Annotated in this window: 16 protein-coding genes; 6 read left to right on the top strand and 10 right to left on the bottom strand. The window is 59.9% G+C overall.

The features are described 5' to 3' along the window. Position 1: 1 nt before the first annotated feature. Positions 2-910, bottom strand: a complete 909-nt coding sequence (locus ACZZ0B_RS12415) for a LysR family transcriptional regulator (RefSeq protein WP_008088649.1) — start codon at positions 908-910, stop codon at positions 2-4. 84 nt (positions 911-994) lie between these two features. Between ACZZ0B_RS12415 and ACZZ0B_RS12410 the strand changes: the two genes are divergently transcribed. Further along, the gene (locus ACZZ0B_RS12410) at positions 995-1,918 is read left to right on the top strand and encodes a carbon-nitrogen hydrolase family protein (RefSeq protein ID WP_440095263.1); all 924 of its coding nucleotides are present in this window, start codon (positions 995-997) and stop codon (positions 1,916-1,918) included. Positions 1,919-2,020: 102 nt separating this feature from the next. Here ACZZ0B_RS12410 and ACZZ0B_RS12405 read toward each other — a convergent pair whose 3' ends face one another. From ACZZ0B_RS12405 to ACZZ0B_RS12390, 4 genes are all read right to left on the bottom strand, one after another. Beyond that, positions 2,021-2,566, bottom strand: a complete 546-nt coding sequence (locus tag ACZZ0B_RS12405) for a GNAT family N-acetyltransferase (protein WP_158831601.1) — start codon at positions 2,564-2,566, stop codon at positions 2,021-2,023. 53 nt (positions 2,567-2,619) lie between these two features. Then, positions 2,620-3,093, bottom strand: coding sequence for an LEA/WHy family protein (locus ACZZ0B_RS12400; RefSeq protein ID WP_008088652.1), 474 nt, complete (start codon positions 3,091-3,093; stop codon positions 2,620-2,622). Positions 3,094-3,158: 65 nt separating this feature from the next. After that, on the bottom strand, positions 3,159-4,625 hold the full coding sequence (locus tag ACZZ0B_RS12395; RefSeq protein WP_008088653.1) for a nucleobase:cation symporter-2 family protein: 1,467 nt from the start codon (positions 4,623-4,625) through the stop codon (positions 3,159-3,161). A gap of 377 nt (positions 4,626-5,002) precedes the next feature. Continuing rightward, on the bottom strand, positions 5,003-5,896 hold the full coding sequence (locus tag ACZZ0B_RS12390; protein ID WP_463545333.1) for a LysR family transcriptional regulator: 894 nt from the start codon (positions 5,894-5,896) through the stop codon (positions 5,003-5,005). A 99-nt stretch (positions 5,897-5,995) separates the two neighbouring features. On the opposite strand from ACZZ0B_RS12390, the gene ACZZ0B_RS12385 reads away from it, so the two are divergent. Then, positions 5,996-7,087 (top strand): polyamine ABC transporter substrate-binding protein, encoded by a 1,092-nt coding sequence (locus ACZZ0B_RS12385; protein WP_463545332.1) that lies wholly within the window; start codon positions 5,996-5,998, stop codon positions 7,085-7,087. 29 nt (positions 7,088-7,116) lie between these two features. Continuing rightward, entirely contained in the window at positions 7,117-8,076 is a 960-nt protein-coding gene (speB, locus tag ACZZ0B_RS12380; protein WP_463545331.1) for an agmatinase, read from the top strand. A 105-nt stretch (positions 8,077-8,181) separates the two neighbouring features. Here speB and ACZZ0B_RS12375 read toward each other — a convergent pair whose 3' ends face one another. Next, complete coding sequence (locus ACZZ0B_RS12375) at positions 8,182-9,234, bottom strand: aldo/keto reductase (protein ID WP_463545330.1); 1,053 nt, start codon at positions 9,232-9,234, stop codon at positions 8,182-8,184. Positions 9,235-9,587: 353 nt separating this feature from the next. Between ACZZ0B_RS12375 and zapE the strand changes: the two genes are divergently transcribed. From zapE to ACZZ0B_RS12360, 3 genes are all read left to right on the top strand, one after another. After that, positions 9,588-10,706: a cell division protein ZapE gene (gene zapE / locus ACZZ0B_RS12370; protein WP_463545329.1), complete on the top strand. Its 1,119-nt coding sequence runs from the start codon at positions 9,588-9,590 to the stop codon at positions 10,704-10,706. A gap of 20 nt (positions 10,707-10,726) precedes the next feature. Beyond that, positions 10,727-11,308 (top strand): DinB family protein, encoded by a 582-nt coding sequence (locus ACZZ0B_RS12365; RefSeq protein ID WP_008088659.1) that lies wholly within the window; start codon positions 10,727-10,729, stop codon positions 11,306-11,308. A gap of 209 nt (positions 11,309-11,517) precedes the next feature. Further along, the gene (locus tag ACZZ0B_RS12360) at positions 11,518-12,015 is read left to right on the top strand and encodes a GNAT family N-acetyltransferase (RefSeq protein WP_008088660.1); all 498 of its coding nucleotides are present in this window, start codon (positions 11,518-11,520) and stop codon (positions 12,013-12,015) included. A gap of 83 nt (positions 12,016-12,098) precedes the next feature. Here ACZZ0B_RS12360 and ACZZ0B_RS12355 read toward each other — a convergent pair whose 3' ends face one another. The 4 genes from ACZZ0B_RS12355 to ACZZ0B_RS12340 form a co-directional block, all read right to left on the bottom strand. Beyond that, positions 12,099-12,308 (bottom strand): hypothetical protein, encoded by a 210-nt coding sequence (locus ACZZ0B_RS12355; protein WP_158835594.1) that lies wholly within the window; start codon positions 12,306-12,308, stop codon positions 12,099-12,101. 235 nt (positions 12,309-12,543) lie between these two features. Beyond that, complete coding sequence (locus tag ACZZ0B_RS12350; protein ID WP_463545328.1) at positions 12,544-14,790, bottom strand: TonB-dependent siderophore receptor; 2,247 nt, start codon at positions 14,788-14,790, stop codon at positions 12,544-12,546. A gap of 236 nt (positions 14,791-15,026) precedes the next feature. Then, on the bottom strand, positions 15,027-16,775 hold the full coding sequence (locus tag ACZZ0B_RS12345) for a phosphoethanolamine transferase CptA (RefSeq protein ID WP_463545327.1): 1,749 nt from the start codon (positions 16,773-16,775) through the stop codon (positions 15,027-15,029). 199 nt (positions 16,776-16,974) lie between these two features. Beyond that, entirely contained in the window at positions 16,975-17,157 is a 183-nt protein-coding gene (locus ACZZ0B_RS12340; protein ID WP_008082537.1) for a DUF6026 family protein, read from the bottom strand. Positions 17,158-17,169 lie beyond the last annotated feature (12 nt).

Here is a 17,169-nt window from a genome sequence, read left to right as displayed (position 1 = left end):
CTTAGCGGAAACTGGCGGCAATCGCTTCGCGCACCTTGACCACCACCGGATCGATCTGCGTGCTGGTGCGCCAGCCGAGTTCGATCGGGTAGCGCGGCAGGGCCAGCGGGCAGGGCAGCAAGCTCAGCCCGCTAAGCGCCGCAATGCTCGCGGCGGCGTGCGTCGGAATCGTCGCCACCGCCTGACTGCCCTTGAGCAGATAAGGCAGCGCGGCAAAATGGCTGGTCGACGCACACACCCGACGGCTCAGGCCCAGCGCCGCCAACCCCTCATCGGTGATGCCGATAAAACCGCCGGACGACACCAGAATGTGCTCGCGGGCGACAAACGCTTGCAGATCTATCTGCTGCTGACCCGGTGCAAGGCTCGCCGGATCGACCAGGCAGGCATAACCGCTTTCCCCCAACACTTGCCGACTGAGCAAGCGCTCGGCAAAACCGCCAGCGGTGATCGCCAGGTCGATGCTGCGTTCCATCAGGTCACGGGCGACGATCTGGCTGTGGGTCTGGCGGAAAATCAGGCGCAACTTCGGCGCGCTGCGGGCAATTTCTTCGATCAGGCGGCGACCGTAGGCAATCTCGAAATCATCTGACAGGCCTACGGTTACCGAGCGGCCCTCGTATTGATGGGCCGCCGGATCGACCATGGCCAGGCTTTGCCGACATTTGTTCAGTGCCTCGCTGACCACCGGTTTCAACTGATTGGCCTGCAGTGTCGGCGCCAGTCCGCGCCCGGTGCGCACGAATAATTGATCGCCGTACACCTCACGCAAGCGCCGCAACGCCGCACTGACCGCCGATTGCGTGACGCCCAGGCGCAACGCCGCGCGGCTGGCGCTGGATTCCTCATGCAAGGCTTCGAAGACTTTCAGCAGGTTGAGGTCGACGTTGGCGATATTCATTTGGCTCATATCATTCAGCAGTGTTCTGGGCTTTATTCATGATCGCGTGGCGCCGCAAAATCAGCAACCTCGGAACCTGATGGAGTAAACGTGATGGCCAAATCAATTGTTGCCGCCCTGCAAATCGGCTCGTTGCCCGGTGGCAAAGGTGAAACCCTGGAGCAGATTCTCGGTTGGGAAGCGGCGATCATCGAATCCGGCGCAGCGCTGGTGGTGATGCCGGAAGCACTGCTCGGCGGTTATCCGAAAGGTGAGGCGTTCGGCACGCAGTTGGGATATCGATTGCCGGAAGGGCGTGAGGCCTACGCCCGCTACTTCGCCAATGCCATCGATGTGCCGGGCGCCGAAACCGAAGCGCTGGCCGATTTGTCCGCACGGACCGGGGCCAATCTGGTGATCGGCGTGATCGAGCGCGCGGGCAGTACGTTGTATTGCACGGTGCTGTATTTCGACCCGCAGGCCGGGCTCGTCGGCAAGCACCGCAAACTCATGCCGACCGGCACCGAACGGCTGATCTGGGGCAAGGGGGACGGTTCGACGCTGCCGGTGCTCGACACCCAGGTTGGCAAGCTCGGTGCGGTGGTGTGTTGGGAAAACATGATGCCGCTGTTGCGCACGGCGATGTATGCCAAGGGCGTTGAGGTCTGGTGCGCGCCGACAGTCGATGAGCGCGAGATGTGGCAGGTGAGCATGCGCCATATCGCCCACGAGGGCCGCTGCTTTGTGGTCAGCGCCTGTCAGGTGCAGGCCTCGCCGAATGCGCTGGGCGTAGAGATCGCCAATTGGCCAGCGGACCGACCGTTGATTGCCGGTGGCAGCGTGATCGTCGGGCCAATGGGCGACGTGTTGGCCGGACCGCTGCGCGGTGAGGCTGGATTGCTCACCGCCGAAATCGATACTGCAGAACTGGTGCGCGCACGGTATGACTACGACGTGGTCGGCCACTATGCACGGCCGGACGTGTTCGAACTGAGCGTGGACGAACGCGCCAAACCCGGCGTGCGCTTCACAACATAAACCCGAAAATCCCCTGTAGGAGCTGCCGAAGGCTGCGATCTTTTGATCTTTTTAACAACAAGATCAAAAGATCGCAGCCTTCGGCAGCTCCTACAGGGGGGCTTAGTGGTTTTGCAGCCATTCTTCGCGGGTGATTTCCCAGATGTCACGGGGGAAGCGGCCGCTGACGAAGTTGTCCTCGTCGGTTCGAATCAGGCGCATGCCCGCACGCTCGGACAGTTTGCGCGAGCCGAGGTTGGGCGCCGCTTTGGGCACGCGCATCACCGTACGATTCAGAGTGATAAACCAGTATTCGCTCACCGCCGCACACGCTTCAGTCATCAACCCTTGACCCTGCCACGCCGGTGCCAGCCACAGGCCACGGTTGTTGTCCTGCTGATCCATCAGGCTGATGTTGCCGATCAACTGTTCGGGCGCTGACTTCAAGCGAATCGACCAATGCCATTCCTTGCCGGCCGCCACTGCTGGTAAAGCAATGTCGCGCAAGTAGGTGAGCGCACCATCTTCGGGGTAGGGCCAGGGGACGGCGGCGTTCAGATAACGCACCACCTCCCACTGCGCAAACTGTTGCTGCACCGCTTGGGCATCGGCCAGTTGCAGCGCACGCAGGATCAGCCGTTCGGTGTACAACGTCGGTGTATCTTCCATAAACCTGCAGCCTCCCTGAGTGTCTTTGATAGACGTGCGAGGCTAACGCATTTTTACCAGGTCGCGGCACTGGCCTTGGGCAAGCTCAGCTTGCCACTGTCGACGAAACGCATGGTGCCGAACAAGCCGCCCGCGAGTTTGCCGTGCAACACGTAGGGCAGGTTGTCGAGGGTTTGTGTCTGGCTGAGGCCGAGGGTCTGGCGCAGTACCGAGAAGGCGGAAATGCTGACGGGTACGCTGACGATGGTTTCGGAAAAGCGCGGGATCGAGCCGCTCTGATCGCTCACACCCGAGGCCAGCGAATGGCCGTTGACCTCAAGATCGAGGGCGATGCCGTTGTAATCGATCGCGGTTTCGTTGGGGTTTTGCACGCGCAACTTGATGGCGAAGCGCACTTCCAGGTCCTGGCTCGGCAACGGTTCGAGACCAACCACATTGATGTTCACCGGATCACGGTTGGGAAACAGCGCGCAGGCACTGAGGGACAGCAGCAGTAGCGACAGCATGACGGCGTGGAGGCGGCGCATAAACGGTCTCTCAAAAAAAAGGGCTGAACCGTTGCCGGCTCAGCCCTTTGTTCCAAGGCCAGACGTTAGCGGTTCAACTGTGCGACAGCCGCCGCCGGGGCAGGTTCACCTTTGGCCGGCATGTCCGGATTTTCCATGACCTGAAGAATCGACGCTTCCGGGTCGAAATCGTCCTCTTCCAGCTCGATGAATTCTTCCGGCAGGAAGATATTCAGCACGATAGCGCAGAGTGCGCCAACGGTGATTGGCGATTCGAAGATATTGCGCAGCGCTTGCGGCAGTTCACGCAGAACCTCCGGCACGGCGGCGATGCCCAGGCCCATGCCGAGGGAAATCGCCACGATGAGCATGTTGCGCCGATGCAGACCGGCTTCGGCAAGGATCTTGATTCCGGCCACGGCGACGGTGCCGAACATCACCAGTTCAGCGCCGCCGAGTACCGGTTTCGGCATCAATTGCAGCACCGCGCCGATCATCGGGAACAGGCCCAGCAGCACCAGCAGACCGGCGATGAAGAACGCCACGTAGCGGCTGGCCACGCCGGTGAGCTGGATCACACCGTTGTTCTGCGCGAACGTCACCATCGGCATGCTGTTGAACACCGCCGCCATGGCCGAGTTAAGGCCGTCGGCGAGCAGGCCGGACTTGATCCGGCGGATGTACAGCGGGCCTTTCACCGGTTGCCGCGAGATCATCGAGTTGGCGGTCAAGTCGCCCGCAGCCTCCAGCGGCGACACGAGGAAAATCACCGCCACCGGGACGAACGCCACCCAGTCGAAGTTGAAACCGTACTTGAACGGCACGGGCACGCTGACCAGCGGCACCTCGGGCATCGAGGCGAAATCCACCGTGCCCATCAGCCACGCCACCACGTAGCCGAGGGTCAGGCCAATGACGATCGCGCCCAGACGCAGAAACGGCACGTCGACGCGGTTGAGCACAACGATGGTGCCGATCACCAGCGCCGCCAAGAAGAGGTGACTGGAGGCGCCAAGGTCAGGCGCGCCGAAACCGCCGGCAATGTCGGTCATCGCGACCTTGATCAGCGACAGCCCCATCAGGGTGATGATTGTGCCGGTGACCACCGGGGTGATCAGCATGCGCAATTTGCCGATGAACTGGCTCAGCACCACTTCGATGAACGCGGCGAAGAAACACACGCCGAAGATCGTCGAGAGGATTTCATCGGTGCCGCCACCGCGTGCCTTGACCATGAAACCGGCGCTGAGAATCACGCTGATAAAGGAAAAGCTGGTGCCTTGCAGGCACAACAAACCAGAACCGACCGGGCCGAAACGCTTGGCCTGCACGAAGGTGCCGAGACCGGAGACGAACAGCGCCATGCTGATCAGGTAAGGGATTTCACTGTGCAGGCCGAGAGCACCACCCATGATCAAGGTCGGGGTGATGATGCCGACGAAGCTCGCCAGCACGTGTTGCAGGGCGGCAAACACGGTCGCCGTGAGGTGCGGACGGTCGTTGAGACCGTAGATCAGGTCGTTGTTGCGCGAGGCTTTTTCAGAGGCGGTCATGGTGATTTGCGTGCCGCGAGGCGGTGCCGGGTCAGAAAATGGGTGCGCAGGATGCCGCAAGCGGGCGGCGAGGGCAACGCAATAAAATTGCCTGAAAGGTCAGGTTTTATTGGCTCAGGGGGCTTTTTGCTGCCAACCCTGGCACAAGTCACACCCGTGAAGAGCAGGATCTATCTATGCAGAGCAGGATTTATCTGTGTAAAGAGGGATTCATCTGTGGCGAGGGGATTTATCCCCGATGGACTGCGCAGCAGTCCCCTGCATTTTCAACAGGCAAAAGAGCCGGGGCCGCTGCGCGCCCCATCGGGGATAAATCCCCTCGCCACAAGTGTTCTATTGCCATCAATGAGTTGTTCCATACCCGGTCATTGCGGTGTTCAGGTGAAGGCTGCCAACAAGTCTTTTTCGAATGCCTTTTGCGCATCCCCGGGCACCTGCGCTCGATGCCGGGCGAGATGGAAGGCCACTTCGAAACTCAACTCGCCGGGACGCAAGGCGCGCAGCAAACCATTGGCTTGCCACTGATGCGCATAGTGGTCCGGCAGATAACCGACATGTTTGCCCGACAGGATAAACGCCAACGTGCCCTCGATCTGCTCCGATCGCGCCGAACAGACCTTGCCCTGGAACGGCTCGTCGCTGCGCAAAAAACGGTAGGGATGATCGACTCGGTCGCATGCCGCAAGCGCCGCATCACTGGGCGCCGCGTCGGTAAACAACGGATGCCCCGGCGCGCAATACAGATGCTGGGTTTCGCTGAACAACTGCCGATAATCGAAGGCGCTCTGCACTTGCGAGAAATAGCCGATCGCCAGATCCAGCCGCTGTTGCAACAGCAGGCGTTCCATTTCGCCGGGCATGGCGCTGATCAACTCGATGCGCACCGACTCGTCGCGCTCGCGAAAACGCCGGATGGCCGCGGCGACGCGTTGCAGCACTGACTGATCGACCGACTCGGAAATCCCCAGCCGTACTTCACCGATCAAGCGTCCGGCGACGCCGTTGGATTGATGGCGAAACAACTCGATCGACTCGAACAGCGCACGCACCGCGATCAGCAATTGCTCACCCTTGGGGGTCACGCTGAATCCGCCTTTACCCCGGCTGCACAGGCGATAACCCAAGCGGGTTTCCAGTTTGGCCATTTGCTGGCTGATGCTCGACTGGCTCAGGCCCAGATCACCTTGCGCGGCACTGAAACCACCGCACTCGACCACCCGCACAAACAGGCGCAGCAACTGCAAATCAATGTCGTGGAGTTGCCCCAACATCACATTACTCCGGGATAAAGTCAGGATAATTATTCAGCTATTTTTCTAATGTATCCGACGGCGCATCCTGCAACCACTTCCTCCGGTCAGGTGTTCGTCATGGCTCCCTTGTTCAAGCTGTGTTTCCCCGCGCTGTTGTTGTCCGTGGCCATCCACGCTCAGGCCGAGGAGAAAACCCTCAACCTCTACAGCTGGGCCGATTACGTACCGCCGCAAACCTTGCAGCGTTTCGAGCAGGAAACCGGCATCCACGTGCGCTACGACACGTTTGATACCTCAGAGGTGCTGGAAACCAAACTGCTCACCGGTGGCAGCGGGTATGACGTTGTCGTTCCATCGTCCAGCGTGTTGGCCCGGGGATTGGCCGCAGGCGCGCTGAAAGAAATCCCCCACGACGGACTCAAGGGCTACGCCAATCTTGATCCGGACTTGCTGGCGAAACTTGCCGCCGTTGATCCCGGCAATCGCTATGGCGTGCCATACACCTGGGGCACGTTGGGGCTGGGCATGAATGTCGAAGCGGTGAAGCAGCGTCTGCCGGACGTGCCATTGAATAGCCTCGATTTGCTGTTCAAACCTGAATATGCCAGCAAGCTCAAAGATTGCGGGATCGCAATTCTGGATTCGCCGCAGGAAGTCATCGGTCTGGCCCTGCATTATTTGGGCAAAGATCCCTACAGCACTGACAAACAGGACTTGGCAGCGGCCGAGGCGTTGCTGCAAAAACTTCAACCGTCGGTGCTCTACGTCGCCACCGGCCGGCAGATCAATGACTTGGCCAGCGGCAACGTGTGTCTGGCGCTGACCTATAACGGCGACGCGAGTATGGCCGCCGATCAGGCGCGCAAGGCCAACAAACCTTACGAAGTCGCGTATCGCATTCCCAAGGAAGGCACGCTGATCTGGCAAGACAACCTCGCCATTCCCAAAGACGCGCCGCACCCCGACGCCGCCCGGGCCTTTATCGAATTCATGTTGCGCCCCGATTCGGTGGCTGAGCTGACTAATACGCTGTTCTTCGCCACTGCCAATCAGGCCGCGACGCCGCTGATGGATGAAGCCGTGCGCAGCGATCCCGACATCTACCCGCCGAGCGATGTGCGCGCGCGGCTGTACGCCGATCGCAGCATGAGCCTCAAGGACATGCGCCAGCGCACGCGCCTCTGGACCACTTTCCGTAGCCACCAATAGCCCTGAATACAATAAGAAGGAGCACTCCGATGGACGTGCCAATGCAAAACGACCAGGCCATGACCCGTGACAGCCTCTACGGCACTGCCGCCGAAAGCACTTACGCCGGCATCACCAGTTTCATGCGCCGACGCTACAGCCGTGACTTGCGTGGCGTCGACGTTGCCGTCAGCGGCGTGCCATTCGACACCGCCACCAGCAACCGTCCCGGCGCACGTTTCGGACCGCGCGGGATTCGCGCAGCCTCCACCGGGATTGCCTGGGAGCGCCACTGGCCGTGGGCATTCGACCCGTTCGATCATCTGGCCGTTATCGATTACGGCGACTGCGATTTCGATTACGGCTCACCGCACAGCATCCCGGAAAGCATCGAGGCCCACGCCGAACACATTCTCAATGCCGGCAGCGCCATGCTCACCTTCGGCGGCGACCACTTCATCAGCTACCCGCTGCTCAAGGCACATGCGCGCAAACACGGCACGCTGTCGCTGATTCACTTCGACGCCCACAGCGACACCTGGCCAGATGAAGAGGGCAAGCGTGTCGACCACGGCACCATGTTCTGGCACGCCGCGCGGGAAGGCTTGGTCGATCCGGCGCGCTCGGTACAGATCGGCTTGCGCACCACCAACGACGACCCGATGGGTTTCCAGATACTCGACGCGCGGCAAGTGCATCGGCGTGGCTGCGAAGCGATTGTCGAAGCGATCCGCGCGCGGGTCGGCGACAACCCGGTGTATCTGACCTTCGACATCGACTGCCTCGACCCGGCCTTTGCGCCCGGCACCGGCACACCGGTGTGCGGTGGCCTGAGCACGGTGCAGGCACTGGAGATTCTCGGTGGCTTGCGCGGGATCAATCTGGTCGGCATGGACGTCGTCGAAGTCGCCCCGGCCTACGATCACGCCGACGTCACCTCGCTGGCCGCCGCCACGCTGGCGATGGAAATGCTTTGCCTCTACGCCGCCCGACACAAAGTCGATCTCTGATTAACACCGCATAACCTGCAGGAGTGAGCCTGCTCGCGAAGACGCCAGTTCAGCCAACATGAATGTTGAATGACACACCGCCTTCGCGAGCAGATCCCAAAACTCTTACGCCACCGGAACCTTAGGCAAATCCAGTATCTGCGAACCGGTAAAACGCGGAGTCGAGCTGACAATCGTCTCGTGTGGAACACCCGCCGCCGTGCTGCTGATGCCATCGAGTCGGGCCAGTTGGTCATCGCTCAATTGCACGTCGAGTGCACCCAGCGTCGCATCAAGTTGTTCACGAGTCCGCGATCCCAGAATCGGAATCAGCGCGGTGGTTGAGCGCTTGGCTTTTTCCCGCAACCAGGCAATGGCGACGTGGGTCGGGCTAACGCCGATTTCGCTGGCGACCGCCAGCAAAGTATCGAGGAGGGCGGTTTCCCGAGCGCTCTTTTCCGCATGCACCAACATGCCGAGTTTCGTCGCACGGTTGTTGTCATCGTTGCCGCGATACTTGCCGGTGAGGAAGCCGCCGCCCAGTGGCGACCACAGTGTGGCGGCCAAACCGAGGGCTTCAGCCATCGGCAGCAACTCGCGTTCAGCGCTGCGTTCGGCAAGGCTGTACTCGACCTGAATCGCCGCAATCGGCGCAAAGCCACGCACCTCTGCAAGCACGTCGGCACGGGCGATGCGCCATGCCGGGAAGTTCGACAATCCGGCGTAGTGAATTTTCCCCGCGCGTACCAGGTCATCAAATCCACGCAGGATTTCTTCCATCGGCGTCACGCCGTCGCTGATATGCGCCCAGAACAGATCGATGTGATCGGTGTTCAAGCGTTTCAGGCTTTCTTCGACGGCGCGCACCATGTTTTTACGGCTGTTGCCGGTGTGGGAAATGCCGTCCGCCGGTGTAGTACCCATCGTGTATTTGCTGGCGATCACCAGACGATCACGTTCCGGGGCGATGAACTCGCTGAGCATCGATTCCGATTGCCCACCCTGATAGCCATTGGCGGTATCAATGAAATTGCCCCCGGCATCGAGATAGCCATCAAAGATGCGCTTGGCTTCATCGCGCTCCGCGCCGTGGCCCCAACCGGTGCCGAAGTTGCCAGCGCCCAGCGCCAGTTCCGAAACACGCAGGCCGGTTTTACGGCCGAAAACCTTGTAATGCATGACGATGTCCTCGATGAAATCAAATGGTGGAAATAAGATTACGGTCGAAATATGGCGACAATATGATGCTGGTAATATTGGCTGTCAATACGCTTGGTGCTCAACGGTCAGCCGGTTACCGCGGGGGGGAATGCATGCGTGGTCGACGCCTTAAACCTCACTGTTTAAGCAACACCCACAGACACTCTTTTCAGGCTACGCAACTTTGCGCCTTTGCCTACAGCCAAGCCAGAATCCGCCGGCTCGTGCGCTTGGGGTCCGGTCTTTATCGTTTGCGGGTCGCGAGCAGCGGGCATCACTGACTGATTTGATCGTTGCCACACGTTCAGCAGGGTCATGGCATACTGCCGCGCATGACTTTCGACTCTCCTCTAAGCGCCTGGCAGCACGCCATCGAACACAAGGGCTTCATCCAGGATGAAGCTCAGGAACACGCGGTCTGGGCGCTGCAAAAATGCCACGAAGCCTTGCATGCCGGAGCCCGCGCGGTCACCGGCGTTTACCTGTGGGGCCCGGTCGGGCGCGGAAAAACCTGGCTGATGGATCAGTTCTATCAGAGCCTGCGGGTGCCGGCGCGACGTCAGCATTTTCACCATTTCATGGGTTGGGTTCACCAGCGTTCGTTTCAGTTGAGCGGCATTGCCGACCCGTTGCGCGCATTGGCCAAAGAGCTGGCGGCCGAAGTGCGCGTGTTGTGTTTCGATGAACTGTTCGTCAATGACATTGGCGATGCGATCATTCTCGGGCGCCTGTTCCAAGTGATGTTCGACGAAGGCGTGGTGGTGGTCTGCACTTCCAACCTGCCGCCGGATGATTTGTATGCCGATGGCTTCAACCGTGACCGTTTTACCCCGGCGATTGCGGCGATCAAGGCGCACATGCAGGTGGTGCCGGTGAACGGTGCCGAAGATCATCGCCTGCACCCAGGCGCCGGTCTGCAGCGTTATTTTGTTGCCACACCGGGCGCGGCCAGTGCGTTGGGCGAGGTGTTTCAGGCTCTGGCGGCCGGGGAATCGGCCAGTGACCAGCCGGTGTCGGTCGGACATCGGGTGTTGAATGTGGTGCAAGCCAGCGAAGCAGTGTTGTGGTGCCGCTACGCTGATCTTTGCGAACAGCCTTTTGCCGCCATGGATTTCATCGCGCTGTGCGATACCTACCGAGCTATTCTGTTGGGCGAGGTACCCAACCTCAGCGCGCAGAAGCGGGAAGGGCGCATCGCCCGTGGTACAGAAGACAGCGCCGAGCGGGTAGTGGCAGGGGATCGAGAACTCCCGCAGTTGTCGGTACACGACGATGGTGTGCGCCGCTTTATTGCGCTGGTCGATGAGTGCTACGACCGTAAGGTGCCGCTGTACGTCGAGGCACACGTGCCAATGGACGCGCTGTACACCGAGGGTTATCTGGAATTCCCGTTCCGCCGCACCCTCAGCCGCTTGCAGGAGATGCAATTGCAGCGCTTTGCCGAAGCTTGATCAGTGAAGAGGGCGCCGACATGACCCAACCGCTGTCCCATCATCTACTGACCCAGGCGTATCAGAACGCCTGGGCCAATCACCGACTGGCCAAGGCTTGGGCGCAGCTCTCTGACGCCGACCTTGCGGCACCACGGGTGAGCTTTTTTCCGGGCATTCGCCTGACCCTCAATCACATCCTCACCTGCGACTGGTTCTACGTCGATGCGCTGGAACGCGAGTTGCGCGGCGATGAGCCGCATCCCGATTGCTACGTGTTTTTCACTCAGGACGAACCGTTTACCGAGGCTGCCGCGTTGCGTGCCGAACAGGCCCATGTCGATCGGCGTCTGATCGCCTATTGCGAGCAACTGCGCGACGCCGACCTTGCGCGTATCGTCACCATTGCTCGCGACACGCCGCAACACGACAGCCGTTTGCGCATGCTGGCGCACTTGTTTGAGCATCAGATCCATCACCGTGGCCAGGTGCATGCGATGCTCAGCGGTACGTCGGTAAAGCCGCCGCAACTGGATGAGTTTTTTTGTGCCGGTGAAAGTGCCCTGCGTGCGCAGGACTTCGCCGAGCTGGGCTGGACTGAAGAGTTGATTTGGGGGCATTGATAACAGCAAAAGATCGCAGCCTTCGGCAGCTCCTACAGTGAGTACGGTATTCCCATGTAGGAGCTGCCGAAGGCAGCGATCTTTTGATCTTTTGATCTTTTGATCTTTTGCTGTTGCGGGTTGCCCACCAGTTCCCCCCCGCGCTAAGGTCGAGCAGCCTGTCAGCGTGCATTTTGCGCGCCGGGGCTCATGTGTATTCGGGGATGGAAATGGATTCCGCAGAGATTCTTGTGCTTCAGGCCAGCTACACCAATCCACTGCATGCCGAGGCCATCGGCATCGTGCTCAATCATTACGCAGAAGACCCCATGGGCGGCGGTCATTCGCTCGATCCTGATCTGCTGCGACGGTTGCCGGAAGAACTGGCCCGTCGGCCTTACGCTTTCAGTGTGCTGGCGTTCGTCGGCGGTGAGCCGGCAGGGCTGGTCAATTGCTTCGAGGGATTTTCAACCTTTGCCTGCAAGCCGTTGGTCAACGTCCACGATGTGGCGGTGGTGGGCAAATTTCGCGGCCTCGGCCTGAGCCAGAAAATGCTGCAAAAAGTCGAGGACATCGCCCGTCAGCGTGGTTGCTGCAAGATCACCCTCGAAGTGCTGGAAGGCAATCCAGTTGCGCAGGGTTCCTACCGAAAATTCGGCTTTGCGCCGGGCATGTTCAATCCGGAGCACGGGCGCATGCTGTTCTGGATCAAGGATCTGCAGGCATAAAAAAAGGCGCCCGAACAGGGCGCCCAACTGTCATCTCTCAGGCCGGAGCGCAGCCGTGAGAGGTCCATCGGTTGCTCGATAAATCAGTTGCGATAAGACTCGGTCACTTGTGCGGTCTGGTCGGCGGGGACCCGCAGCTCTTGGGCTTTGGCGTCGCTGGCCGGCGCACTTTGCGTGCGCTGGACCGGGAAGTTGTCGTAGTAATGGTGCATGCGCTCGGCGCCGCCTTCGGCGAAAACGCTGGCAGAGCCAAGGGTGAGCAGACCTGCAAGGATTGCTGTGGTGGTTTTCATGGTGCCTCCTACTGAAAAACGTCGGAGCCGTTCATCCATGAAGCAGAACTCGGAACAAAGTCTGTAGGAGGTGAATTAACTCGGGGTTAACGCAGTGGAACGCCTGTCACCCAAACTGTGGTGAGGGAGCTTGCTCCCGCCGGAGGGCGAGCATCTCCCTGGAACAAGGGCCTGCTGCGCAGTCCATCGGGGATAAATCCCCTCACCACAGGTGATCTCAGTTAGCTGGGGAGGGTTAGAGCTTCCAGTCGAGGCTCAGCGTTACGGTGCGTGGGTCTCCCCAGTACACGCCGTTGTAGAAGCCAACGTTGTCGTAATACTTCTTGTCGAACAGGTTGTTGACGTTCAGCGAGGCCGACAGGTGCTTGTCGAACTCATAACGCGACATCAGGTTGACCACGGTGTAGGCGTCCTGGTTGATGCGCGTACGTTCAGTGAGAATCCGCCCGTTGGCGCCGCGCCCGATCGGACGGTTGGAGTTGCCGTAGACGTCGCTCTGCCAATTGACCGCGCCGCCGACGGTCAGCGCATTCCAGTTGCCTGGCAAGCGATACGCCGTGGACAATCGGAACATGTTCAGCGGCTGGTTGGTGTTGCTTCGTACCTTTTCACCATTGGCCGAGTGGGTGTAGGTGTAGCCGGCGGTCATGTTCCAGCCAGTGAGCACTTCACCCGAAACTTCAGCTTCGAAGCCGTTGACCTTGTTGCCTTTGCCGCCGCTCTTGTAGAACTCCTCGCCGGTGACCGGATCCGGTGCGACCGAATCGTCGACTTCGGCGACGTTGTCCTGTTTGCTCCAGAACAATGCGGTCGACAGGTTCAGACGTTCTTCCAGCAGACTGCCCTTGAGTCCCAGTTCGTAGTTGCTGCCCACCACGGGGTCGAGGTAGTTGCGACTGCTGTCACGGTTGCTTTGCGGTTTGAAGATGTCGGTGTAGCTGACGTAGGCGGTGTATTCCGGGGTCAGGTCGTAAAGCAGGCCGGCGTACGGCGTCCAGATGTCGTTTTGACGCTGACGGGTTGCGTCGAAACGACTCAATTGCAATTGGCTGTCGTAATAGTTATCGCGACTGGATTCGTCCCAACTGCCGTAACGGCTGCCGAGCACAGCATGTAATTGGTCGGTAAAGCTCAAGCGGGTGGCGAGGTAACCGGCCTTTTGCCGGGTCTGGCTTTTCGAGCCACTGAGTCCCGTCACCGTGTCCGGGAATTTGGCGATGTCGCCCATGTATTTCCAGTCACGGATGTTTGCGTAGTCCGCCGCAGTCGGGCCGTCAACGGTATACGGCGAGTCGGCACGGTATTGGGCCTCGCCATAGCCGACCATCAATTCGTGTTCGCGGCCCAGCAAAGAGTACGGGCCGGACAAGTTGAAGTCGTAAGCCTTCATGCTCTGATCGCCGATCATGTGCCCCATGTACGCGACCATCCCGCTGCGATCGGCTTCAGGAAAACCGCCACCGCCATAATAGGTTTTGCCGTCGGAATCGCTTTTACGATGGGTGTACGCGGCTTTCAAATGCCAACCGCCGGCAAGTTGCTGATCCAGCGTGGCGAAGGCGGTCTTGTCGCGCAGCGGCCAGGAACTCCACGAGGTCGCCATGTTGGTTGAACGACCCAGTCCCGCTTTGCTGCCATCGGCGTTCCAGTACGGCACCGTGCCCCAGGACGTGCCTTGCACTTGTTTGTCTTGGTAGTCGTAGCCCACGGCCAATACGGTTGATTCGGTCAGGTCCGCTTCGAGAATGCCGTAACCGACCTCGCGTTGCAGCGCGTATTTATCCTTGATCGACTGGCTGTCGCGATAGGCCAGCACCGTGCGCCCGCGTAAACGACCGTCGAAGGCCAGCGGGCCGCCAACGTCGACGTAACTGTAGTAATCGTCGTAACTGCCGCCGCTGACCCCGGCCAGAGCCTGCAGTTGTGCCGTCGGACGCTTGCGCACCATGTTGATGGTCGCTGACGGATCGCCCGCGCCGGTGGTCAGCCCCGTGGCGCCGCGCACCACCTCGATGCGGTCGTAGATGATGGTATCGGCGTCGGACTTCATGCGGCCGAAGGTGTTGAGCATGCCGTCAATCTGGAAGTTGTTGATCGAGTAGCCGCGTGACGAATAGCTGACCCGGTCGGAATCGAGGTGCTGTACCACCACGCCGGTGGTCTGCTGCATGGCCTCGGTCAACGTACCGAGTTTGAAATCATCCATTTGCTGGCGGGTGACCACCGACACTGACTGCGGAGTTTCCTTGATCGACAGGTTCAGCCGAGTCGCGGTGCTCATCGCACCGGTGGTGTAAGCGTCAGTGTTTTCGGTGGTGGTGCCCAGGCCTTCGGCGGTGACATCGGTCGCAGCAAGTTCCAACGCTGTAGCGGCCGGATTTGCCGGGTTTGCGGTATCGTTTTCAGCCAGTAGATCAGCGCTGAACGCAGCGCTGCACAGACCGAGCGTGAGGGTCATGGAACGGGTGATGGGCGCGAACATCGCAGCCGACTCCTTGTCTTCGAGGGGAAATATCCTTTGGTTCAAAGACGAAGAGGGGAGACGCGATTTAGTAACAAACGAGAAATATTATTATTTAAGGCCTTCCCCAACCCCGTAGGAGCTGCCGCAGGCTGCGATCTTTTGATCTGTTTTTCAAAACACAAAATCAAAAGATCGCAGCCTGCGGCAGCTCCTACCGGGTAGAAGAAAGGGGCCATGTCGGCCCCTTGCTGGTGTTACTTCTGTGCGATGTCCGCTGGCACCGTGTCGGGCTTTTTCGGCTTCATCAGACTGAAGTCGATCAAGGCCCGCTGCTCACGCTCATACGGGTTGCCGATCATCAGCGGACGCGCCTTGAAGCTGTCGCTGACCAGGCTCTTGCTGCGGTCCAGTTCATCGAAACTCAAACCGGCCATGTCCGCCCAGGTGTGGATCAAGTGCGAACTGCTGTATGGCCGCCCCAGATCGCCGGCGAAGTTCCAGTCATGGTTTTCTTTCCATTTCGGCGACGCCCAGGCCATGAACGGGATGGTGTACATCGGCGCGGTGGGTTTGTTTTCGTTGCGGCCCAGGGTTTTATGGCCGACCGAATCGAACACGTCTTCGCCGTGGTCGGACAGGTACAGCAAAAAGCCGTTCGGGTCGGACTTGGCGTAGTCCTTGATCAGGCTGGACACCACGAAGTCGTTGTACAGCACCGCGTTGTCGTAGCTGTTGTAGGTCGGCACTTGATCATCACGCACGCCGGCCGGCACGCCTTCGCGGTCCTGGAACTTGTCGAAGCTCGGCGGATAACGGTACTGATAGCTCATGTGCGTGCCGAGCAAATGCACGACGATCAGTTTGCGCTGTGCCGGATCAGTCAGGGCCTTGTTGAACGGCTCGATCACGTCACCATCGTATTGCGCGGCGTTCTGGTTGCGGTTGTTGTTCAGGTAGACCTGCTCATCCGCCTGCTCGGAGAACGTGGTGAGCATGGTGTTGCGCTTGGTCATGGTCTGCTGGTTGGTGATCCAGAAGGTTTTGTAGCCTGCCTGTTTCATCATGCTGACCAGCGACGGCGTCGACAGGTAAAGGTCCGGGTTTTCCTCGTCGGCGAAGGTCAGCACTTGCTGCAGCGCCTCGATGGTGTAAGGGCGCGGGGTGATGACGTTGTCGAAGACCGCCAGTTGATCCTTGAGCTTGTCCAGTTCCGGCGTGGTCTTGCGCGGGTAACCGTAGAGGCTCATGCGCTGACGGTTGGTCGATTCGCCGATCACCAGCACCAGCGTGGAAGGCTGGTTGGCGCCAGCGTCCTTGAGGTTGTGCAGCGGCGGGATCTTGCTCGCGCTGTGCAACATGCCCTGCATTTCCGCCAGAGTGTCCAGATAGCGGTGATAGGCCACGGCCATCTGCCACGGCACCGCCGGCTCGATGCGGGTTTCAAACTTCTCGAAACCGCCGGCGAAGCTGCCGGTGCGCATCGTTTGCTTGACCAGCGGGTAACCGACGACGGCCACGATGATCGCCATGGCGGCCACAAACGCGCGGCCGCGGGGCATGTATACCGGGCGCAGGCGAGTCCAGAGGAAATACGCGAACAGGGTGTGGGCGAGGAACGCAGGGACCATCCACCAGGCAAAGTACTGGGTCATGTACTCGCCCGCTTCAGAAATGTTCGACTCGAACATGATGAAGATGACGCTCTGCGAGAATTCCTGCTGATAGATAAAGAAATAACCCAGGCTGGCCATCGAGCAGGCCCACAACACGACACCGATGATGGCGGCGAGCAGCTTGGTGCGTTGGGGGAACAGCAGCATCGGCGCCAGCCAGATCGCGCTCATCACGAACGCCTGACGGAACCCGGTGAAACCCGAAGTGCCGGTCAGCTGGATCAGCAGTTGGGTGATACCCGAGAAATACCAGAAGAACACGAACAGCCAGAGAAACCCGGCCCAGTCGAAACCTGTCGCAGTCGTTTTGCTGCGTTTGAACAATGCCATTCAGCACTCCAGCTCAGTCGTTGCAACCACCGCCGGAGAGCTTCCATGAAACCGACGAACGGAGGCCGCACGCGAACGCCCGGCCAGAATGCGCCGGAGTATCACCAAGGGAATGTGAAAACTTTGTTAGTTGCAGATGACTGACAGAGGTGAATCATGTCGGGAACGACGGACGCCGTTCCCGAAACACGCGGGCAGTTCAGGCGTGCGGGTTGCGCATGACCACCGGCAGAGGTTTCGGCTGAGCGCCCTGAGTCAACGCGCGCAGCTGCGCCAGCTCCTGCTTGAGTTGGTCACGTTCGTCTTTCAACTGGCGCAATTCATCGCGACGGATTGTCACGTACAGGGTTTGTGGCGGCATTGCTGTGTGTACTGTGCCCATTGCTCACCTCGC

The sequence above is a fragment of the Pseudomonas sp. AC247 genome (genome assembly GCF_979258015.1).
This window is presented reverse-complemented; position numbering and strand designations above follow the sequence as displayed.